The sequence below is a fragment of the Marinobacter sp. JSM 1782161 genome (assembly GCF_011421605.1).
In the GTDB taxonomy this organism is placed as follows: Bacteria; Pseudomonadota; Gammaproteobacteria; order Pseudomonadales; family Oleiphilaceae; genus Marinobacter_A; species Marinobacter_A bohaiensis.
Genome location: NZ_WSSA01000002.1, coordinates 830,767 through 851,313 on the forward strand (window position 1 = coordinate 830,767; position 20,547 = coordinate 851,313).

17 protein-coding genes and 1 other RNA gene are annotated in these 20,547 nt (G+C 63.1%); 5 read left to right on the top strand and 13 right to left on the bottom strand.

Annotated features, from left to right (window positions below; genetic code table 11):
* The first annotated feature begins 154 nt into the window (after window positions 1-154).
* Window positions 155-637, top strand: a complete 483-nt coding sequence (locus GQB00_RS03640; protein ID WP_111496010.1) for a MaoC/PaaZ C-terminal domain-containing protein — start codon at window positions 155-157, stop codon at window positions 635-637.
* Window positions 638-1,161: 524 nt separating this feature from the next.
* Here the strand turns inward: GQB00_RS03640 and GQB00_RS03645 are convergent.
* From GQB00_RS03645 to GQB00_RS03705, 13 genes are all read right to left on the bottom strand, one after another.
* Window positions 1,162-2,340 (bottom strand): vWA domain-containing protein, encoded by a 1,179-nt coding sequence (locus GQB00_RS03645; RefSeq protein ID WP_165855256.1) that lies wholly within the window; start codon window positions 2,338-2,340, stop codon window positions 1,162-1,164.
* A 27-nt stretch (window positions 2,341-2,367) separates the two neighbouring features.
* Window positions 2,368-3,210, bottom strand: coding sequence for an AAA family ATPase (locus GQB00_RS03650; protein ID WP_111496008.1), 843 nt, complete (start codon window positions 3,208-3,210; stop codon window positions 2,368-2,370).
* Between the two features lie 95 nt (window positions 3,211-3,305).
* Window positions 3,306-5,954, bottom strand: coding sequence for a VWA domain-containing protein (locus GQB00_RS03655; RefSeq protein ID WP_165855257.1), 2,649 nt, complete (start codon window positions 5,952-5,954; stop codon window positions 3,306-3,308).
* A gap of 96 nt (window positions 5,955-6,050) precedes the next feature.
* Window positions 6,051-6,419 (bottom strand): hypothetical protein, encoded by a 369-nt coding sequence (locus GQB00_RS03660; protein WP_323127243.1) that lies wholly within the window; start codon window positions 6,417-6,419, stop codon window positions 6,051-6,053.
* Window positions 6,420-6,866 (bottom strand): YcgN family cysteine cluster protein, encoded by a 447-nt coding sequence (locus GQB00_RS03665; protein ID WP_165855258.1) that lies wholly within the window; start codon window positions 6,864-6,866, stop codon window positions 6,420-6,422. It lies immediately after the preceding gene.
* Window positions 6,866-7,153, bottom strand: coding sequence for a YcgL domain-containing protein (locus GQB00_RS03670; protein ID WP_111496005.1), 288 nt, complete (start codon window positions 7,151-7,153; stop codon window positions 6,866-6,868). Before GQB00_RS03670 ends, GQB00_RS03665 begins: the two co-directional genes overlap by 1 nt.
* Window positions 7,147-8,286, bottom strand: coding sequence for a ribonuclease D (gene rnd, locus GQB00_RS03675; RefSeq protein ID WP_165855259.1), 1,140 nt, complete (start codon window positions 8,284-8,286; stop codon window positions 7,147-7,149). Before rnd ends, GQB00_RS03670 begins: the two co-directional genes overlap by 7 nt.
* Before the next feature lie 49 nt (window positions 8,287-8,335).
* The gene (recR, locus tag GQB00_RS03680; RefSeq protein WP_165855260.1) at window positions 8,336-8,938 is read right to left on the bottom strand and encodes a recombination mediator RecR; all 603 of its coding nucleotides are present in this window, start codon (window positions 8,936-8,938) and stop codon (window positions 8,336-8,338) included.
* A gap of 30 nt (window positions 8,939-8,968) precedes the next feature.
* Window positions 8,969-9,292 (bottom strand): YbaB/EbfC family nucleoid-associated protein, encoded by a 324-nt coding sequence (locus tag GQB00_RS03685; protein WP_165855261.1) that lies wholly within the window; start codon window positions 9,290-9,292, stop codon window positions 8,969-8,971.
* A 105-nt stretch (window positions 9,293-9,397) separates the two neighbouring features.
* Window positions 9,398-11,521, bottom strand: coding sequence for a DNA polymerase III subunit gamma/tau (gene dnaX / locus GQB00_RS03690; protein WP_165855262.1), 2,124 nt, complete (start codon window positions 11,519-11,521; stop codon window positions 9,398-9,400).
* A 191-nt stretch (window positions 11,522-11,712) separates the two neighbouring features.
* Window positions 11,713-11,809, bottom strand: an RNA gene (gene ffs / locus GQB00_RS03695) — signal recognition particle sRNA small type.
* A gap of 132 nt (window positions 11,810-11,941) precedes the next feature.
* Window positions 11,942-12,634 (bottom strand): 2OG-Fe(II) oxygenase, encoded by a 693-nt coding sequence (locus tag GQB00_RS03700; RefSeq protein ID WP_165855263.1) that lies wholly within the window; start codon window positions 12,632-12,634, stop codon window positions 11,942-11,944.
* 97 nt (window positions 12,635-12,731) lie between these two features.
* A complete protein-coding gene (locus GQB00_RS03705; RefSeq protein WP_165855264.1) occupies window positions 12,732-15,221 on the bottom strand; it encodes an acyl-CoA dehydrogenase in 2,490 nt (829 codons plus the stop codon).
* A gap of 169 nt (window positions 15,222-15,390) precedes the next feature.
* On the opposite strand from GQB00_RS03705, the gene GQB00_RS03710 reads away from it, so the two are divergent.
* From GQB00_RS03710 to prsK, 4 genes are all read left to right on the top strand, one after another.
* Window positions 15,391-16,299 (top strand): D-hexose-6-phosphate mutarotase, encoded by a 909-nt coding sequence (locus GQB00_RS03710; RefSeq protein ID WP_207950603.1) that lies wholly within the window; start codon window positions 15,391-15,393, stop codon window positions 16,297-16,299.
* Window positions 16,300-16,411: 112 nt separating this feature from the next.
* A complete protein-coding gene (locus GQB00_RS03715; protein ID WP_111495998.1) occupies window positions 16,412-17,227 on the top strand; it encodes a lysophospholipid acyltransferase family protein in 816 nt (271 codons plus the stop codon).
* The gene (locus GQB00_RS03720) at window positions 17,227-18,174 is read left to right on the top strand and encodes an SDR family oxidoreductase (protein WP_111495997.1); all 948 of its coding nucleotides are present in this window, start codon (window positions 17,227-17,229) and stop codon (window positions 18,172-18,174) included. The genes GQB00_RS03715 and GQB00_RS03720 overlap by 1 nt, the downstream gene beginning before the upstream one ends.
* A gap of 107 nt (window positions 18,175-18,281) precedes the next feature.
* Window positions 18,282-20,396 carry an XrtA/PEP-CTERM system histidine kinase PrsK gene (gene prsK, locus GQB00_RS03725; protein ID WP_111495996.1) on the top strand — a complete coding sequence of 705 codons (2,115 nt, stop codon included), beginning with the start codon at window positions 18,282-18,284 and terminating at the stop codon, window positions 20,394-20,396.
* Window positions 20,397-20,547 lie beyond the last annotated feature (151 nt).

Below are 20,547 nucleotides of genomic sequence, written 5' to 3' on the forward strand. Positions count from 1 at the left end.
CATAAAAGCCGGGATCCGTCCAAGCCATGCCCCGCCAGGCCGACCGATCGGGCGGAGCGGCGACGGCTCACGATGCGGGCGAAACCCTGCTAAGCTGGCGAGACTCAGGAGCTCATCAAAGGCTCAGCAAGGAACCGCCGGAAAGGACACACTCATGGAGTATCTGGAAAACATCGTTTACGACGAGATTCAGGAGGGCGACTCCGCCACTTACACCCGCTCCCTGACCGAGGAGGAGCTGGTGCTGTTCGCGGCCGTTTCCGGTGACGTGAATCCGGTTCACCTGGATCCGATCTTTGCCGCCAACAGTCTGTTCAAGGAGCGTATTGCCCACGGTATGTGGAGCGGTTCGCTGATTTCGGCGGCCCTGGCAACCGTTCTGCCCGGGCCCGGAACCATCTACCTGGAACAGAACCTGAATTTCAAACGCCCGGTGAGGCTCGACGATACGTTGACCGTCAAACTGACGGTCACCAGCAAGGAACGCCGCAACCGTCTGCGCATCGATTGCCGGGTCACCAACCAGCGTGACGAGGAGGTTGTGGTCGGCGAAGCCCGCGTCGTGGCGCCAACGGAGAAGCTCGCCCTCCCCAAACCCCAGCTCCCCACGATCACGATTGGCAACGCGCCGGATTAGCCGGCGCTAACCGGCCTGCCCGTCCCGAAAGCCGCTCACCGGCAAGGGAAACGGCCGCGAACAGCCAATGTAAAAATCAGCGACAGTTGTCCCCCAACCTGCCCGGCCGGGCCCGATCACGTCGTTTCCACGGCCGTTCAGGCGCACCGGTCACCAAAGTTGATACCAGACGGCATCCCGAACCGGAGTGAAACAGCCGTCGGCGGCGGCTAATGTCGACGTGATTTACACATGCGTCCGCCGAAGGTGTGGATGGGCCTTGGCGGCTTAGGTCGGTTTTATCTACTCACCTGTTTTTTATGATTTTATAGAAGGCTGGCAAAGGCCGTGCTTTGGTCTGGGTGCGGTGTAATTCTTCGCTGAAGGGTAAACCGTTCGATATGCCGAGCTTTGCCGATGCGCCTCAACCGCATCGGCTTTTTTTATGCCCGTTGTTATCGCGCCCGCGACGGATAGGCACGAGGGCCCGCCGCCGATGCCCGGGCACGCGGCACTACTTGCTGCAGCACGACTTTGCTGCGGTATTACTTGCTGAGGTAGCGCATGGCATTCTCCAGGCCGTCGATGGTCAGCGGATACATGTGATCCCCCACCAACTGCCGTGTCATGCCGATGGAACCGCCGGACCCCCAGTAGTTCTCCGGCAGCGGATTGAGCCAGACGACCTTGTGGAAATGCTCCTGCACCCGCTGGAACCAGACCGCGCCGGCCTCCCCGTTCCAGTGCTCGATCGAGCCGCCGGGATGGGAGATCTCATAGGGCGCCATGCTGGCGTCGCCGACAAAGATGACCTTGTAGTCCGGAGTGTATTTGTGGAGCACATCCCAGGTCGGCGTGGTCTCGTTGAGACGGCGCACGTTGTTCTTCCACACGCTCTCATAGATGAAGTTGTGGAAGTAGAAGTACTCCATGTGCTTGAACTCCAGGCGCGCCGCCGAGAACAGCTCCTCGCACACCCGAATGTGCGGATCCATGGAGCCGCCCACATCAAAGAAGATCAGCACTTTGACGGCGTTATGACGCTCGGGCACCATTTTCAGGTCCAGGTAGCCGGCGTTACGGGCCGTGGAGCGAATGGTGTCGTCCATATCCAACTGGTCGGCGGCGCCCTGTCGAGCAAATTTACGCAACCGTCTCAACGCCACCTTGATGTTACGGATACCCAGGGTGATGCTATCGTCCAGGTCACGGAAGCCACGTTTCTCCCACACCTTGACGGCGCGGCCGTGACGCCCCTTGTCCTGGCCGATGCGGAACCCTTCCGGGTTGTAGCCATAGGCACCGAAGGGTGACGTCCCGCCGGTGCCGATCTGGCGGTTGCCGCCCTGGTGGCGCTCCTTCTGGTTTTCCATGCGCTCCTTGAACGCCTTGATCAGCTCTTCCAGGCCGCCGAGGCTGTCGATCTTCGCCTTTTCTTCCTCGCTGAGCTGTTTCTCGAACTCCTTGCGCAGCCAGTCTTCGGGAATCAGCTGCTGCATCAGGTCGTCGAGATCCTCGATGCCGTTGAAGTAGGTGGCGAAGGCCCGGTCGAACTTGTCGTAATGGCGCTCGTCCTTCACCAGGCACAGGCGCGCCAGGTAATAGAACTCCTCCATATCGGCAAACGCCAGGCGATGCTGCAGTGCGTCGATCAGGTCCAGGTATTCACGCAGACTGGCCGGCACCCGGGCGCGGCGCACCTCCATGAAAAAATCAATCAGCATAGTGTCCTCCTTCCAGAGGCCGAGCCATTAACCCCGGCGACGCGCCATAAAGGCCAGTTTCTGCAGCAGGTGGACGTCCTGTTCGTTCTTGACCAGCGCGCCGTAGAGCGGCGGCAGCGCCGACGAGGTGTCCTTTTCCTGCAGCATCTTCGCCGACAGCTCGTCCGCCATCAGGAGCTTGAGCCAGTCCACCAGTTCGGAGGTGGAGGGCTTCTTCTTCAGGCCGGGCACTTTGCGCACATCGAAGAAGACTTCCAGGGCATCCCGCACCACTTCCTGCTGCACGTCCGGGAAATGCACGTCCACGATCTGTTTCATGGTGTCGTGATCCGGGAAGCTGATGTAGTGGAAGAAGCAGCGGCGCAGGAACGCGTCCGGCAGTTCCTTCTCGTTGTTACTGGTGATCACCACGATGGGCCGCTTCTTCGCCTTGACCTGCTGCTGGGTCTCGTAGACGAAGAATTCCATGCGATCCAGCTCGAGCAGCAGATCATTGGGAAACTCGATGTCCGCCTTGTCGATCTCGTCGATCAGCAACACCACCTGGTCTTCGGCCTCGAAGGCTTCCCACAGCTTGCCCTTGACGATGTAGTTGCCGATGTCCTTGACCTTTTCATCGCCCAGTTGGGAATCGCGCAGGCGGGAGACGGCATCGTATTCGTACAGGCCCTGCTGCGCCTTGGTGGTGGACTTGATGTGCCAGGTGATCAGTCGCGCGCCGACGCCGGCGGCCAGTTCTTCGGCGAGCATGGTCTTGCCCGTGCCCGGCTCCCCCTTGATCAACAGGGGGCGCTGCAGGGTGATGGCTGAATTGACCGCCATCTGAAGATCATCGGTGGCGACGTAACTCTCGGTACCGGTAAATTTCATGGGTGTCTGTCCTTCTCGCTGTTATTGATCCGGTTATTCTGGTTTCAATCCGGTCAGACCACCGGGCCCTGTCGTATCCGGCCCGGCTGGCGTTGTCAGTTTTTCTTGTTGTCGTCTTTTTCAGCCTGGTCGTCTTCGGGCGACTCGTCCGGCGACGCGGATTCTCCGGAGGACTCGTCATCCCCGGGCAGGTCATCATCGATGTCCGACAGGTCGAAATCCTCCAGCGTGTAATCGTCGCTGTTCTCTTCCGCCGTATCCCCGGCCAGGATGTCGTCCTCGCCCGCCGCCAGGTCAGCCTCGTCCCGGCGCGCCTCCTCCAGGAACTGCTCGATATCGTCCATCGGCTCGTCCGCCTCTGCGGAAGGCGCGTCGTCGCTGTCCTCGACGGCATCGACGACGGGAACTTCCTCCGGCTCGACGGGCTCCTCGGCGATATCGAGCGTGGGCACGCCGTCATCCGGTTCTTCGGAGTCCGCTACCTCTTGCGCCGACGTTTCCTCCGCCGGTTGTGGTTCTTCGGGCTCGGGGGTCTCCATCAGCGGCGGTTCGGACGATTCGCCTTCTTCCTCGTCGCCCTCAGCGTTCGCGACGGCGGCGTCTTCGTCGATCTCCTCGTTCTCCGGCGCGACGGCGTCTCCCGCCGCTGAATCGCCTTCCGGTTCCTCATCGCCGGCACGACGACGGGAACGCATCACCAGAGCGGTGATGGCCGCCAGAGCGGCCACTCCGCCGCCGGCGCCCCAGGCCCACAGAGGCACCGCAGCGAGGATGGACGGCTCGTCGCCTTCGTCCTGCGTCATGTCCTGCTCCGCATCCGGGCCAGCCGTTTCCTCATCGGCTTCGCCAACGGGCTCCGGCGCCGGGGTTTCGACCTGGGAGGTGTCGATCGGCAGGTCAATGGCCGGCTGGGACTCCGCGGTGTCGCCGGCGTCTGGCGCGGAAGCCTGATCCGATGCCGTGACCTGCTCGCCGGAAGCGCTGTCCGCGACCGCCTGGTCAGCCGATTGCCCGGCTGTTTCCGGCTCACCCGTCCCGGCCGCTTCCGAATCCGCACCGATGGGCAACGGCGCTGGAGCTCCGGCGCCTCGGGATTGCGCGGGCGGCGTCGTCACCGTCTCGGCGCTGAGCGATGTATAGGCCACTTCATCGTCGCCCTGACGCGGGAACACCGCCTGGAACGAGCCGGGCGCATAGTTCAGGTCCTGGCCATTATCGGATTCGGCCCGGAAACGGACGTCAACGCTGTAGTCCCCGTCCCCGGCCGTCGCTTCGATGGTCTTGTGCCAGATTTCTCGCTCGGCGTCGTAAGGCACCGTATCGAAACCGGCATCACCGCCAGCGCCGGGTGGCGACACCCTTACTCCGACCAGCGCGCTGGTCGGCTCCAGGCCCGGATGCTCTGGACGAATAGTGAGTTCGTATCGGCTGTTCGCGCCCTGGCCTTCGCCCTCGACGGTCACGCTCACCGGCGGACGCAGAGCGATCCGGGTATGGAACTGGCGCGAGAACGTCTTGCCGTCAGCCACCAGCGTCAGATCGTAGGTGCCGGGCTGGCTTAGTTTCTCGATACTGTCGGAATAGACCCCGTCGGCCGGCGGCGTCTCGCCAGACAGGGGCTTGGTGCCGGAACGGCCGTCCTGGGTAGCCAGGGTCAATGACACATCGAGAACGCCCAGGAAATCGGGATTGGTGATGGGCTGCTCTTTCTCATAGAACGCCGCTTCAACCGCCACCGGCTGGCCTGTGTAGAAGAAACTCGGCAGCGGCGACACGGCCATGCGCAGGTCGCTGACGACCGTCACCCGCGACTGCTCGCCCAGATCCCCGTCGATCTGCCACTCGCCGGCGGCGGGCTCAGTCAGGGTAATCAGGTCGTACTGCGACTCCCGGTACCACCGCAGGTTGGCGGCACCGGAGGCCCGGGGCAGTCGTTCACCGTCCGGCGTGACCAGCGCCAGTGGCTGGCCCGCTTCTTCGTGGAAGATCAGGGCGGTGAACTCCTGCACGTCGTCGCTGACGGTGAAGCGGTTGTCGCGAATCGGGACTTCCGGCTGCGGGGCGGCGGCGTTCAGTGTCTCGGCAAATACCCGGTTGAGGGCATCGGCATCGGGCGCGACGGAGAAGGTACCGCCGGTTTCCACCGCCAGCCGCTCGAGCAACGCCGTATCGGCGTTTTCCGACAGCGCGATGGTGTGAATGGTGGCACCCCGGGAACGGATGCGATCGACCACATCGTCGAGGATTCTCTGTCGCTCGCGGGCGTTGGCCTGGCCGTCCGCGGCAATGTCGACGCGGCCATCGGTCAGCAGAATAAAGTGGGTGTTATCGAAGCGGCGGTCGCCATAGAAATCGTCACTGGCCACTTCCAGCGCTTCGCCGATGTTGGTGCGCAGGGCCACGGAATTGATGCGGCTGGACCGTTCGATGGCGGTATCCCGCCAATCGGGCGACACCTCGGCTGACGGCACCAGCATGTTGACGTACTGACCGAAAGTCCACACGCCGCCACGGGCGTCATCCGGTAGCAGCCGGGCCAGCAGACGTACCGCGGGTTGCCGAAGGTTTTTCGGGTCGCTGTCCTTCATGCTGCCGGAGATGTCGACGACAATCCGGACGTCCTTCGCGGGCGGCAACTGCGGTTTATCGGTCGTTGTCTGTTGGGCACGGCTTACGCCGGCGACGACGCAAAGGCAGATCGCCAGCAGGATTGCAGCGGCGCGAAATCGAAAAACACTCGTCATAATTGGGCTATCTGTCGTGTCTGAAAACGGATCGACGCAGGTTAGCCTATCCCCATGGCGTCAGAAAAGACCACAACGACGCTGGACGGACAACGATCAGGCTTCGCGCCGCCAGATGCGCACCCGGACCAGGTCAAGAATCCAGATCACGAACACGCCGGCCGCCACCAACGTCATGTTGGAGAACGCCCGGGTCGCCTCGTCGGCATTGCCCAGGATCGACTCGTAGCCGCCATGGAGCCAGGCGGGGATCCACCAGTTGACGACTTCCGGGGACTGCACCGGCGTCAGCAGCAGCACCGCCAGGCAGGCCAGGATCAGCGTGCGCACGCCATAGACCGGCAGGCGTTTCAGGCCCCGCCCCATGAGGTAGAGGAAAATCAGGAATCCGACCGCGTACACGGCCCAGAAAATGACGTAGGCCGCCTGGGCCTGTGCATCCACTCCGATCGGTTGTTCAATCACTTAAAGTACCCAATGAATGATGTGTTCTTCCCAGTCGTCCTCATCGACGGCTGCGTTGGAAACCGTACGCTGTCGCACCGACACCTGCGCCCGGTGTACCGAACCCGGGTCGCCGGAAACCAGCGGGTGCCAGTCCGGCAGTGGTTTGTCTTCCGCCAGCAGGCGGTAGGCGCAGGTTTGCGGCAGCCAGTGAAAGGACGATACCGATTCCGGTGTCAGCACGATGCAGTCCGGTTCTTTCGCCTGACGTTCACTGTAGACGGTGCACTGACAGGTATCGCCGTCCATATACTGGCACGCCAGATCGGTATAGTAGACATCACCAGTATCGGCGTCTTCCAGCTTGGTCAGACAGCACTTGCCGCAGCCGTCGCAAAGCGATTCCCACTCGTTGCGCGACATTTCGTCGAAACGCTTACGTTGCCAGAAAGGAATCGCGGCGATCATTACGCTTTCTTCAGTTGCTGCTTGAACTCAACGATGTACGCGTCCTGCTCTTCCGGCATCTGCAGGAAGAAATCCTTGTCTTCGATGGCCTTGAGCACTTCCGCGCCGGAGGTGCGGGCCAGCTTGCGCTCCGGCGTCATGATCAGGTCCATGGCGTGCCGGGGAACGCCAAAAATCTCCCGCAGGGGTTCGGGCAAGTCATCCCAGACCTGACCGCGCCGGACGTACAGGTAAGTGTCCTGCTTGCGGGTGCTGGCGAACACCGATACAAACTCTCGTGTCATGATTCCTGTGCTCTTGATTCTAGTACGGTCGAAACTTCATCCAGGACCGGCGCCAGCAACTCGCCGCGCCAGCCCTCCAGGAAGAAGCGGGCGGCCTCGTCGTCCGGGTGCCAGCGGCGAATGCAGGCCTCGATACGGCGACGCGGCGCCAGCAGCTCAATCGGCACGGATCGCGCCTCTGCCACCCCCCGCATCAGGCGTTTGACCTGCTTGAGCAGGCCCTGCTCGTCCCGGGTCAGGGGCGGTTCAATTCTATCAGCAATTGCATCGGCGGACCTGCCCTGCTCCACCAGGTTCAGCAGGGTGTCGCCGTAACGGCGAACCACCACCGGGGGCATTTCCTCGACGGCCGCCAGGCCACCCTTGCTGGCGGGCATGCGCTCCGCGACGCGAATCAGCAGGTTATCGGACAAAACCCGGTTGCGCGGACGGTCGCGGCGACGGCACTCCGCTTCCCGCCAGTTCGCCAGCTCGCGCAGGACGGCCTGCTGTTGGGCTTTCAGGTGCCAGCCACCGCGAATGCGCAGGTAGTAGTCGGTGGGCTCGGTCTGGGCGGACAGGTCGGCGGCGAAACGGGCACTTTCCTCCCGCCACGCCTGATACAGATCGCGGGCTTCCAGGCGTTCGCGCAGCTGTTCGTACATCGGCGCCAGGTAGCGGATGTCCTCCAGCGCATAGGCGCACTGAGCCTCGCTCAGCGGGCGCGCCAGCCAGTCGGAGCGTGTGGCGGACTTGTCGATCGCCACATCGAACAGCTGCTCCACCAGCTTGGCGTAGCCCACGGAAAAACCGAGCCCCGCCAATGCGCAGGCCAGCTGCAGATCGAGCACGCCCTGCGGCTCCAGGTCGAGCCAGTGACGGAACAGCTCCAGGTCCTCGCTCATGGCGTAAAGCAACTTCGGGCGCTGATCATCGCCAATGCAGGCACGGAAACCGGACGACGCCTCGGCAACCGACGGCTCGACCAGGCGCAGATCGTCGCCAAGCCCGACCTGGATCAGCCCGGGTATCGGAAAAAAGGTGCTGACCCGTTCGAATTCGGTATCCAGGGACAGCGGCTGGTCCGGCGAGGCCGCCAGCCATTGGTCCAGCTCCGCCGGCGACTCGATCCAGCGTACACGGCTTGCTTGGGTCATGGGACATCCTTATCGGATTGGGTAGGCAAAGACATGAAGGACCGCGGGGTCATTCCGCCAGGGGTTTGCGCCCGCGGAAGGCATGACCCAGGGTGAAGCCGTCGACGTAGCCCAGTTCGCCACCGACCGGGATACCATGGGCAAGCCGGGTGATAAGCACGTCCTGGCCGTCCAGCCGGTCGGCGATGTAGTGCGCGGTGGCCTCGCCCTCGACGGTGGGATTGGTGGCCAGGATCAGCTCCTTGACGCCCTCGTCGCGAATGCGACGCAGCAGGCGCTCGATGCCGATCTCTTCCGGCCCGATGCCATCGATCGGCGACAGGTGGCCCATCAGCACGAAGTAGCTGCCTTCGTAGTAACCGGCCTGCTCAATGGCCAGCAGGTCGGATGGGCTCTCTACCACGCAGAGGGTGCCGGTGCGGCGCTTCTCGTTGGCGCACAGGTTGCAAAGCTCGGTATCGGCGAAATTCTGGCAGGATTCGCAGCGGCGCACGCCGCTCATGGCGTTCTGCAGCGCGCCCGCCAGCCGCTCGCCACCTTCGCGGCCACGTTCCAGCAGATGGAAGGCCATACGCTGAGCCGTCTTCTGGCCCACGCCGGGCAAACAGCGCAGGGACTCGACCAGCTCGTCAACCAGGGGACTAAATGCCATTACAGTTCCTCAGGATGGAGTCCGTGCGCCTCAGAACGGCATCTTGAATCCGGGCGGCATGCCCATTTCCGACGCCATGCCGGACATGCGTTCCTTCTGGTTTTCCTCGACACGGCGCACCGCGTCGTTGACGGCGGCCGCCAGCAGGTCTTCCAGGATTTCCTTGTCTTCCGACAGCAGGGACGGGTCGATATCCACCTTGCGCACGTCGTGGCGACCGGTCATGGTCACCTTGACCAGGCCCGCGCCGGCTTCGCCGGTCACCTCGGCCTTGGCGGCCTCTTCCTGCATGCGCTTGAACTCTTCCTGCATCTGCTGGGCCTGTTTCATCAGGTCGCCCATACCTTTCATCATGACAGATACCTCGGTATTCGAATGTTTCCGGTGCTGGTGGATTGAATGCGGCATGAAGGTGCCGATTTCAACCCGGAGCCGCGGTACAGCTCCTTAGACACACGCCTATTTCACGGGTTCGATGCTGCCTTCGACAATCGTGCCGTCAAAGCGCTGCACAATATTCTGTACGATCGGGTCCTCGGCAATGGACGCCTCGGCGGCCTGTTGCCGGGCCACCCGGGCGCGCTCGGCGAAGGCCGCCGGCGTTTCCGGGCCGGACTCCCCTTCCTCGACCGTCAGCTTGAGCGACTCGCCGAAAAACGCGTTCAGCGCCTCACCGATGCGTTCCCGGTGGCGCTCAGTCAGCAGACGCGCATGACCGGAATCCAGGGTCAACACGACGCTGGCGCCCTCGCGCCGGAACGCCGCCTGACTGGCCAGGTTGCCGGCCATGCCGGACAGTCCAAGCACCCGGAAATCCCGCTGCCATTCAAACTCGGCCGGATCGACGCTCGCCCGCGTTTCCTCGTTCGCAGCGGCGGCATCACCAGCTTCGATGGCCGCCGTCGCAGTTGGTCTGGCGGGTTCGGCCGCAGCTGGCGCAGGCTCGGGAGCCGGCTCCGGCATCGGGGCAGACTCAGGCTCAGGTTCAGCTGGCGCCGGTGGCGCCGCGTCCATGGACATCGACTCGTCGTAATCGCCTGAGGTCAGCGACGGATCATCATAGGCACTCAGCGGAACGTCCTCGGGGCCGCTCTGCGGCTGAGGCTCGGGAGTCGGCTGAGGCGCAGGCGCCTGTGCCTGAGTTGGAGCCGGATCGCCCCGCTCAGGCTCCTTTTCATCTTCATCGGCCGCCGGCGTTTCACCGGCTGCGGGCGCTTCACCGGCCGAGTGCCCTTCGCCGGCCGCGGGCGCTGCCGCTTGCGGCTCCGGTGTCGGGGCCGGTTCCGGCTGTGACGCCCCCGCGTTGTCAGCCGGTGGTGCCGGGGCCTCCTGGCGCGGGCTCGCCGGCTCGGGTGCAGCGGATTCGGGTACAGAGGGCCGGGAAGCCGGTTCTGGTGCCGCCGGCGCAGGCGCGGGTTCGGAGTCTTCCTGGGCGCCGCTGCGCTCGTCCAAGGCACCCTGGCCCTGCGAGCGGATAGTCGGCGGATCGCGCCGCTCGCTACCGGGGCGGAAGGTGAGCATCCGCAACAGCGCCATTTCAAAGCCCATACGGGCGTCCGGCGTGATGGTCAGGTCTTTGCGGCCGATCAGCGCGGCCTGATAGAAAAGCTGGGCATCCTCGGCGCTGACTTCACGGGCGATGGATTTGACCTGGTCCGCATCGCCCATGGCGTTGTCGGCGCTGCCCGGCACCACCTGCTCCAGGGTCACCCGATGGAACAGGGACAGGAGATCGCTGAGGATCACCGCGTAGTCCGGCGAGAATTCGGCGATCCGGTTCACCTCGGTGAGCATGGCCGGGCCGTCCCCCTTGACCAGGGCGCCCACGATCTTCTGGATGTCGCGCTGGTCGATGGTACCCAGCATGGCACTGACATCGCTCGCCGCCAGCTTCTGGTTGCCAAAGGCGATGGCCTGGTCCGTCAGACTCAGGGCGTCCCGCATGCTGCCGTCCGCAGCGCGGGCCAGCAGCCACAGGGCCGGATCCTCGAACGGGATCTGCTCCTGTTCGAGCACGTGGTGCAAATGGCTGACGATGTGCTCCGGCGTCATCCGCTTGAGATTGAACTGCAGGCAGCGCGACAGGATCGTCACCGGCAGTTTCTGCGGATCGGTGGTGGCGAACAGGAACTTGACGTGATCGGGCGGCTCTTCCAGCGTCTTCAGCAGCGCGTTGAAACTGGAGTTGGAGAGCATGTGCACTTCGTCGATCAGGTAGATCTTGAAGCGGCCGCGTGTCGGCGCGTACTGGACGTTGTCCAGCAGTTCGCGCATGTCCTCCACTTTGGTACGGGAGGCGGCGTCGATCTCGATCAGGTCGACGAAGCGCCCGCCGAGGATTTCCTGGCAGGTGTTGCACTCGCCACAGGGCGATGAGGTGATTCCGGTTTCGCAGTTCAGGCAGCGCGCCAGCAGGCGACCGATGGTGGTCTTGCCCACACCCCGCGTACCCGTGAAAAGATAGGCATGGTGCAGCCGTTCGTGGTCCAGTGCGTGCACCAGTGCCTTGAGCACGTGCTCCTGGCCCACCATGTCCTGAAACGTTTTTGGCCGCCATTTCCGGGCCAGAACCTGATAGCTCATCGAATGCGTCACGTCCGGTTTAAATCGGGCTTAACGATAGCATGGACAGCCCTTGATAAGAAGGAACGCCGGCGCGCCAAAGCCGCTGATGACACGCATGAAACCGCGCGATCAGGCACAACGAATCGACCATCGCAAGCGCGCTGGATACATCAGGAATAGGAGAAACAGGGGAGGAAAACTGGGGGTGGCTCCACCAGCGACACTCCGGCACACAAGTCCACCGCTGCGGCTGCTCCCTTCCGGGCCTGACCGGGTTCACGGTTTATCGTTGCGGAGGCACCAGCGGAGCCACCATATCGATCCAAGGGTGTTCCCCTCAGATGCGGCGCGCATGTTATCAGGCCCCTTCGGGCGCATCAACGACTTTTTCAGGCAATCGGGCCCAGCCGCGTAATCCCTGATCTGCCGGACACGAATCTACAGCGCCAGGCCCTGGATCGGGTCACGCCGGAACCAGCAGGCGATGCTGTACCGCGTGCGCTGGGCGGTCAGCACTTCGTGGGGAACATCCTCGCTCATGAACAGCGCCACGCGCCCGGCTTCAGGCAACACACTGCCGCAGACCTCGTTGGGGTTTTCCCGGTTGTAGATCTGCAACAGCCCGCCGTCTTCCGGCCGCCAGTCGTCGTTGAGGTACAGCACCAGGCTGACGATGCGCGACGAACGCCCACGGAAGCTGTCCAGGTGACGACGATAGAAATCGCCCGCCCCATAAGTGGCGTAATGGCATTCGAATCGCTTCAAGCCAATGAACAGACGCTGGTTGAGCCCCTGCTGGAGCGCATTCAGCAAGCGCCACAGGTCGCCCTGGGCAGTGGTCTCGCCATTGAGCCAGGCGATGCGGTCGCGCCGCACCGAACGGTCGTGGGCGTGATCCTTGCCCCGCCCCACCCCGGCCCGGTCGAGGGCCTCGGTCCGGTTGAGGGTTTCCACTTCCTGGCGCAAGGCCGACAGGGTCTCGGTCGACAGGTGCGGCAGCAATGACTGGGACGTCCAGCCGAACTCGGCCAACTGCCCGGCCACGTCGTCCAGCCACAGGTCCAGGTTGGCTGGTGGACGGCCGGCCAGCAGATCCCTGGCTTCAGCGGCGTCGAACGGCAGGTCGGACATGACAGTTTCCTCACGGTAGATCGGCGGAGTTTACGATGAAACCCGCCGATCCGCCCGCTTTTTATCCGACCTACCGATAAGCAATGTTGCCTACGGATCAGGGCCGCTCGATCTCCCGAAGCTTGCCGGTAGCGCACTCCGCCAGGGAGCGGATAGCGTCGCCGTCGAAGGCATCGACCCGGATGACGTCGTACAGGGCACCCAGCGCTTCGAGCAGGGCCTCACGTTCGTCTTCACGCACGTAATTCTTCTCGATCGCCCAATCCACCAGCTCATCCCGCTGGTGGGCCATGAGCATCTCGATATCCTGCAGCTCATCGGGATCGGTCTTGCGGATGGCGTCGTTCAGGCGATCCCGGGTGTCGCGGGTTTCGTTGGCCAGACGATAGGCGTGCAGCACGCGTCCAACCGGATCGTTCTGTTTCTCCGGCCGGTAGACACCGCGCACGATACGCTCACGCATGGGACCGTCGCGCACGATGGACAGCGCCACGCGCTCACCCAACCGGTCGTCCGGCGGACTCAGGCGGGCACCGGTCGGGAACACCAGTACCTTGAGCGGCCAGCGCAACGCCTTGACCGGGAAATTCTCCACCAGTGCCTTCATGCTGGTCTGAAAATCGAACAGGCAGCGCTGCAGCCCCCACTCGACAACCGAGCGGTTGTCCTCCGGATAGCCTTCCTCGTGCCACTGCTTGATGATCGCGGACGCGTAATACAGCGCTACCAGACAGTCGGCCATGCGGCCGGACAGCCGCTGCCGGGCCTTGAGCCCGCCACCGATGGTGAGCAGCGTGACGTCGGTCAGCACCGCAAAGGCGGAGGCAAAACGCGCCAGCTGGCGATAGTAGCGCTGTAAACCGCCCCGGCCGGGCACCGGCTCCAGCCAGCCCTGGCTGAGCCCCAACACGAAGGTGCGCAGGCCGTTGCGGGTGGTGTGCGCCATGTGGGTATAGAACACGTCATCGAAGGCGTTCACGGCTTCCCGCTCGTCGTCCATGCCGGCGGCTTCGATTTCCTGGACGATGTATGGATGGCAGCGGATCGCGCCTTGCCCGAAGATCATCAGGCTGCGCGTGAGAATGTTGGCCCCCTCTACCGTGATGCCGATGGGCACGGCCTGATAGGCGCGCGCCAGGAAGTTGCGCGGCCCGGTGATGACGCCCCGGCCAGCCACCACGTCCATGGCGTTGTTGATGACTTTGCGCATCAGGTCGGTGTTGCGGTATTTGAGGACCGCCGACGGCACCGCGGGCCGCACGCCCCGGTCCAGCATGCCGGAGGTCAGCAGTCGCGCCGCATCCATCATGTAGGTGTAGCCGGCGATGGGCTCCATGGCCTCCTGCACGCCTTCGAAATGACTGATCGAACGGCCGAACTGTTCGCGAATGCCGGCATAGGCGCCGGTGGTCAGGCTGGCGAGCTTGCCGGCCCCCGTACCCAGCGCCGGGAGCGAGATGGAACGGCCGATGGAGAGGCACTCCAGCAGCATCGTCCAGCCCTGGCCGACCATGCCTTCGCCGCCGATGACCTGACTCAACGGGATGAACACATCCTCGCCCCAGGTGGGCCCGTTCATGAACACGGTGTTCATGGGCAGATGCCGGGCCCCGTGGTGGACGCCGTCCAGGTCGTGGGGAATCATCACGCAGGTCACACCCAGGTCCTCATCGCCGCCCATCAGACCTTCCGGGTCATAGACCTTGATTGCCAGCCCAATCAGCGTCGCCACCGGGGCCAGCGTGATGTAGCGCTTGTTCCAGGTCACTTTCAGGCCCAGAACCTCTTCGCCATTCCACTGCCCACGGCAGACGATACCCTTGTCCGGGATGGCTCCGGCGTCGGAACCCGCCACAGGCGACGTCAGAGCGAAGCACGGGATCTCCTCGCCCTTGGCCAGGCGCGGCAGGTAATGCTGTTTCTGTTCGTCGGTGCCGTAATGCATCAGCAACTCGCCGGGCCCCAGGGAGTTGGGCACCATCACCGTCACCGCCGCAGAGACGCTGCGCGTGGAAATCTTCATCACGACTTCCGAGTGAGCCGTGGCGGAAAACCCCTTGCCACCGAATTCCTCGGGAATCACCAGACCAAAGAAGCCTTCCTGCCGGATGAAATCCCAGGCTTCCCTGGGCAGGTCATAGAGTTCGTTGGTGATCTGCCAGTCGTCGAGCATGCCGCACAGGGTATCGACCGGGCCGTCGACGAAGGCCTGCTCCTTCTCGGTCAGGTGTGCGTGGGTGGTATTGAGCAGCCGGGACCAGTCAGGGCGACCTGAGAAAAGCTCGCCATCCCAATCGACACTTCCGGACTTGAGGGCCTCGGCCTCGGTGTCCGAAAGCGCTGGCAGACGCCCCTTCACCCAGCCCAGCAGCGGCCGGCTCAGTTTGTCCCGCCGCAGGTTGCCGGGCATGACCAGCACAATGGCCAGGGCCAGGCCGGCACCACCGAACAGGATGCTCAGGATGTGCCAGTGATCCTCGTACATGCCGAACAGCGTGGCCACGGCCATGATCACGGCAGCGACGGCGCCGCCCAACCCGAAGTAAATCAGCACCAGGGCGCTGATCAGCAGAAACAGGACACTCATGCAGGCTCCTCCTTTCACCAACACGGTATAGACGACCGGCTGTGGGGCTGGCGTAACCCTAAATTCCCATCAGGGCTGGCCAGGTGCCGGACGCCACCACTATGATCACAATCGATCCGAGACTCAAACAGTCCCGATGACAGCATATGCGTACACAGGATGTATCTGGATGACTTCAAGCAAAGCCGAGCCTATTTTTGCCACGTCGATCACGGTCGGCGATCTCGACGCCATCGACATCAAGCACCCGGCATTCAGCGCTCGGGTCTTTCTTCAGGGTGCCCACCTGACCCATTTTGCCCCGACCGGCGAATCGAACTGGCTCTGGCTCAGCCCCGACACCCGCTTCACGCCGGGCAAGGCCATTCGCGGCGGCATCCCGGTGTGCTGGCCCTGGTTCGGCGACCCCGCGCGGAACCCGCCCGCGGTGGTCCACCGGATTGCATCCTCACAGGCCCACGGTTTTGCCCGCGCCACCCCCTGGACGCTGCTGGACATTATCGAATCCGAAGACTCGGTCGAGCTGGCCCTGACCCTGGACGCGGCCGACGTCTCAGGTAAAGAGGCCTCCCGTGAACACGGCGACTGGCCCCTGCGCGGCGAGATCCGTTTCCGCTTTTCCCAGGCGCAATGCGTCGTGACGTTAACCACGCATAACACGGGCCAGACCGACATCACCTACACCGAAGCGTTGCACACCTACCTGCCCTCCGACGCCGTCGACAGCACGGCACTGGCGGGCCTCGACGGTGTCACTTACACCGATACGCTGGATGACTGGCGCGAGAAAACCCAATCCGGCCCGGTGCGTTTCGAGGGTGAAACCGATCGCATCTACCAGGGCAGCAGCCCCATCCTGGTGCAGGCGCCCGGCGTCACTACGCGCCTGGAAACTCAGGGCAGCCTGTCGACCGTGGTCTGGAATCCGGGTCCCGAGAAAGCCCAACGGCTGTCGGATTTTCCCGATGCGGCCTGGAAAACCATGCTGTGCGTCGAAACCGCCAATGCCTATCCGGACTGCGTCCGTTTAATGCAAGGGCAATCGCACACGACAGAACTGGTGCTGACGCGGGAGTGACACAGAAGGCACGCATCCTGCACCGTACGGGTCAGCCCCCGTCACGGACAGCCCCATAACCGGCTGATCCGAAACAGACAACCACAACAGCGAGGCAAACCTGGAAGCGCCGATGAGCCTGAGATCGTTTATCAAGGACAAGCTGGTCTCCCAATCCCTCGACGACCAGATCAACCGGATCCGCAAGCCACTGGGCTCCCTCGGCTACGACCCCTGGGGCATCCATAACGACACCCTCAAGATCGGCTTTTCCGTCGCCCAGAAGGTCTACAGCAAGTACTTCCGGGTCGAGGCGGAAGGTGTCGAGAACGTGCCCGCTGAAGGGCCCGTGCTGCTGATTGCCAACCACAGCGGCCAGTTGCCGATCGACGGCATCCTGATCGCCTTCGCCCTTGCCTCGCGGCAGGATCGTCCGCGCATTCCGCGGGCCATGATCGAGCGCTTCTTTCCCACCGTGCCCTACGTCGGCAACATGCTGAACCAGCTTGGCGCGGTGCTTGGCGATCCGGTCAACTGCGCCAAGATGCTGGCCAACGACGAGGCGGTGATCGTCTTTCCGGAAGGCATCCGCGGTTCCGGCAAGCTCTATCGCGATCGTTACCAGCTCAAGCGCTTCGGCAATGGCTTCATGCGTCTGGCCATGCAGTACAACGCCACCGTCGTGCCGGTCGGCGTGGTGGGCTGCGAGGAGACCATCCCGGCTCTGGCCAACTTCCGCCCCCTGGCCAAGGCGCTGGGGCTGCCGTATGTGCCCGTGGCGGTGCCGTTTGTGTTGCCCGCCAAGGTCTACCTGAAGTTCGGCAAGCCCATGTATTTCGACAATGCCGACATCCCCGAGGAAAAAGTCACCGAGCGGGTCGAGGTCGTCAAGGCGGAGATCAGCGAGCTGATCAACCAGGGGCTGAGCGAGAGGAAAAGGTTGTTCTGATGGCCAATTCAAGCAAACCCGCAATCCTGGTCACCGGTGCCGCCGGCGCGCTCGCCCAGCAGGTGATCAATCGGCTGCGCGACGACTTTCACCTGGTGGCCGTGGACTTCCGCGAGCAGGTCTACCTGGGGGATGACGTTCCCAGCTACTGCATCGACTTCAACAAACGGGTGTTCGAGGACCTGTTCCGGCGCTACGACTTCGAGGGCATCATCCACCTGGGGCGAATCATGTCCAGCCAGGAAACCCGGATGCGACGCTACAACGCCAACGTGCTGGGCAGCCAGAAACTGCTCGACCTGGCGCACAAGTACGGCATTCATCGGGTGGTGATCCTGTCCACCTACCACGTCTACGGCGCGACGGCCTACAACCCCGCGCTGATCGACGAGCAGGCCCCGCTCAAGAGCGCCGGCCTGAGCATGGACCTGATCGACTCGGTGGAACTGGAAAACCTGGCCAACATCTACCTCTGGCGCTACCCGGACCTGAACATCACGCTGCTGCGGCCCTGCAACATCGTCGGCCCGGGCGTGCGCAACTCGATCAGTACCTTGCTGGCGAGCCGTCGGGCGCCAGTGCTGGCCGGATTCTCGCCGATGATGCAGTTCATCCACATCGACGACATGGCCGACGCCATCGTCCTGGCCTATCGCAAGAGCCACCGCGGCGTCTTCAACGTAGCGCCGGACGACTGGATCGCCTACCAGCACGCCCTGGACCTGAGCGGGTGCCGGCGGGTGCCGATTCCGTCGATTCCACCGTCTCTGCCGCGGACAATCGCCCGACTGCTGGGCCTGAAAAGCTTTCCGTCGTACCTGATGAGCTTCTTCAAGTATCCGGTGATCATCGACGGGCGGGCTTTCCGGGACACCTTTGGCTTCAAGCCGAAACGGCCGCTGAAGGAAATCTTCCGCTATTATCGGGAGAACAAGCACCCGGTCTGAGGCACGGTCGCCCGACCACATGCAAGCCCGGATGGTTTGCCTCTATACTGATTCGAAAATAAACGATTCCAGTCTGTGTTTTGGGAGCTCACGGGACGAGTGCAGCCATGACCATCGACTTCAGCCTGGTGAGCCATTCAGCTGCCGCTCTCGCTTTCGCAGCCCTGGCGATCCTGGTCAGCTCGAAATACCTGCGACGCAACACCGACCGCGCGCTGATGCTGGCCGCCATGGTATCAACCATCTGGGCGGCCTCCCTCGTCGGTCAGCTGATCTGGAATCAGCCGCCTTTCTTCATCCGCTACCTGCTCGAACTGGTGCGCGACGGCGCCTGGGTCGCGGTGCTCTTCGCCCTGATCCGTGACGGGAGCCGTTCCGGCGTACTGGCCGGTCGGTTGCGCCGGGTGCTGGGCACCAGTATTGGTCTGTTGATCGCGGTACTGCTGATCAGCGGCCTCTTCGAATACGCCCTGGGCTGGCAACTGCTGGACGGCAAGACCAAGATCGTCGGCCAGATCACCCTTTCGCTGTTGGGGATCTGCCTGATCGAACAGATCTGGCGCAACTCCCTGACCTTCGGCCGCTCCAGCATGAAGTACCTGTGCATCGGCATCGGCGGAATCTTCGCCTACGACTTCTTCATGTACGCCGATGCCCTGCTCTTCGGCCAGATCTCCAACTCCTTCTGGTCCGCCCGCGGCGCGGTCAACGCCTTCCTGGTGCCGCTGTTCGCCGTCAACGTGATCAACACCCGCAAGCAGCCGGTGGATTTCCAGCTCTCACGCAACGCCGTGTTCCACGTGGGTGCCCTGGCGTTCGCCGGGAGCTACCTGCTGTTCGTCGCATTCGGCGGCTATTACGTGCGGGCCCTGGGCGGCGCCTGGGGCGAGGCGCTGCAGGTTCTTTTCCTGTCGATCTTCCTGGTGCTGTTCGCCGCCCTGCTCAGTTCCAGCCGTTTCCGCGCCCGCCTGATGATTTTCATCAGCCAGAACTTCTTCGACTACAAGTACGACTACCGCGAGGAATGGCTGAAGATGACGCAGATTTTCGCCAACCTGACGGAAGATCCACCGCTGCCGGAACGGGTGGTGCGGATCATGGCCGACCTGGTGGAAAGCAACGCCGGCGCCCTCTGGGTTCGGGACAACGACGGCAACTACGTGCTCTACTCCAGCGTCAACATGACGCCGCCGCGGCACACACTGATCGACGGTGACGCCAACATGATCGGCTTCTTCAGGGAGAAGGAGTGGATCATCGACCTGTCCGAATACCATCAGGACCCGGTGCGCTACGAACTGCTGGAAATCCCCGACGCCGTTCTGCGCTTCCCCGATGGCTGGCTGATCATCCCGCTGTACCTGGGCGAGGAGCTCTACGGCATCTGCCTGATCGGCTCGCCTTACGCCCGGGTCGAACTGAACTGGGAGAACTTCGACCTGATCCGCGTGGTGGCGCGCCAGACCTGTAACGTGCTGGCCCAGGCGGATGCACAGAACCGACTCTCGCGGGCCATGCAGTTCGAGGCGGTATCCAAGACGTCCGCCTTCCTGGTGCACGACCTGAAAACCATGATCGCCCAACTGTCGCTGATGGTGCGCAACGCCGAGAAGCACCGCCACAACCCGGCCTTCGTGGACGACATGATCAGCACCACCCAACACGCGGTGACGAAAATGTCAGGTCTGGTCGACCATATCCGCCGGCCGGCGCGGGAGGACTTACCGGTACAGTCAATCGAGCTGAACAACCTGCTGTCGGAACTGGTCCACTATCACGCCCGCAGCGAACCACACCCGAGCTATCAGCCCGGCGACCAGCCCATCTGGGTAGAGGGCGACCCGGAGCAGCTACACAGCGTGCTCGGGCACATTATCCAGAATGCCCAGGACGCCACACCGCCAGCCGGCGAGGTGGCCCTGACGGTCAAGCAGAGTTCCGACCACGTGGTCATCTTTATCCAGGACACCGGCTCAGGCATGAGCGAGGAGTTCATCAAGATGAAGCTGTTCAAGCCGTTCGAAAGCACCAAGGGCCTGGCGGGCATGGGCATCGGCGCCTACCAGGCCCGGGAATACGTGCGCCAGATCGGCGGCAACATCGACGTCACGAGCGAGCCCGGGTTGGGTTCGTGTTTCACCGTGCGTCTGCCGCTGGGGCGGCCGGACACCCGCGCGTCGGATTCCGAACCGACCGAACCGAAACTGGCGGAGAGCGGCTAGAGCATTCACTGATCGACTGAGCGTCGGTTTTCGAACGCATTTTAAACAATTGTCAAATTTTCGGCATTTTTGCCGACAAAACCACACCAATGTTTATTTCGCGTCAAAATACAGCCAGAATCAGTGCTAGACTCATCTAATCAATAATCGA

Bases quoted from the DNA above. Each gene is read 5' to 3' on its own strand.
- GQB00_RS03640 (WP_111496010.1), top strand. From the start codon at position 155: ATGGAGTATCTGGAAAACATCGTTTACGACGAGATTCAGGAGGGCGAC.
- GQB00_RS03645 (WP_165855256.1), bottom strand. From the start codon at position 2,340: ATGCTGATTGATTTTTTCATGGAGGTGCGCCGCGCCCGGGTGCCGGCC.
- GQB00_RS03650 (WP_111496008.1), bottom strand. From the start codon at position 3,210: ATGAAATTTACCGGTACCGAGAGTTACGTCGCCACCGATGATCTTCAG.
- GQB00_RS03655 (WP_165855257.1), bottom strand. From the start codon at position 5,954: ATGACGAGTGTTTTTCGATTTCGCGCCGCTGCAATCCTGCTGGCGATC.
- GQB00_RS03665 (WP_165855258.1), bottom strand. From the start codon at position 6,866: ATGATCGCCGCGATTCCTTTCTGGCAACGTAAGCGTTTCGACGAAATG.
- rnd (WP_165855259.1), bottom strand. From the start codon at position 8,286: ATGACCCAAGCAAGCCGTGTACGCTGGATCGAGTCGCCGGCGGAGCTG.
- recR (WP_165855260.1), bottom strand. From the start codon at position 8,938: ATGGCATTTAGTCCCCTGGTTGACGAGCTGGTCGAGTCCCTGCGCTGT.
- GQB00_RS03685 (WP_165855261.1), bottom strand. From the start codon at position 9,292: ATGATGAAAGGTATGGGCGACCTGATGAAACAGGCCCAGCAGATGCAG.
- dnaX (WP_165855262.1), bottom strand. From the start codon at position 11,521: ATGAGCTATCAGGTTCTGGCCCGGAAATGGCGGCCAAAAACGTTTCAG.
- GQB00_RS03700 (WP_165855263.1), bottom strand. From the start codon at position 12,634: ATGTCCGACCTGCCGTTCGACGCCGCTGAAGCCAGGGATCTGCTGGCC.
- GQB00_RS03705 (WP_165855264.1), bottom strand. From the start codon at position 15,221: ATGAGTGTCCTGTTTCTGCTGATCAGCGCCCTGGTGCTGATTTACTTC.
- GQB00_RS03710 (WP_207950603.1), top strand. From the start codon at position 15,391: ATGACTTCAAGCAAAGCCGAGCCTATTTTTGCCACGTCGATCACGGTC.
- GQB00_RS03715 (WP_111495998.1), top strand. From the start codon at position 16,412: ATGAGCCTGAGATCGTTTATCAAGGACAAGCTGGTCTCCCAATCCCTC.
- GQB00_RS03720 (WP_111495997.1), top strand. From the start codon at position 17,227: ATGGCCAATTCAAGCAAACCCGCAATCCTGGTCACCGGTGCCGCCGGC.
- prsK (WP_111495996.1), top strand. From the start codon at position 18,282: ATGACCATCGACTTCAGCCTGGTGAGCCATTCAGCTGCCGCTCTCGCT.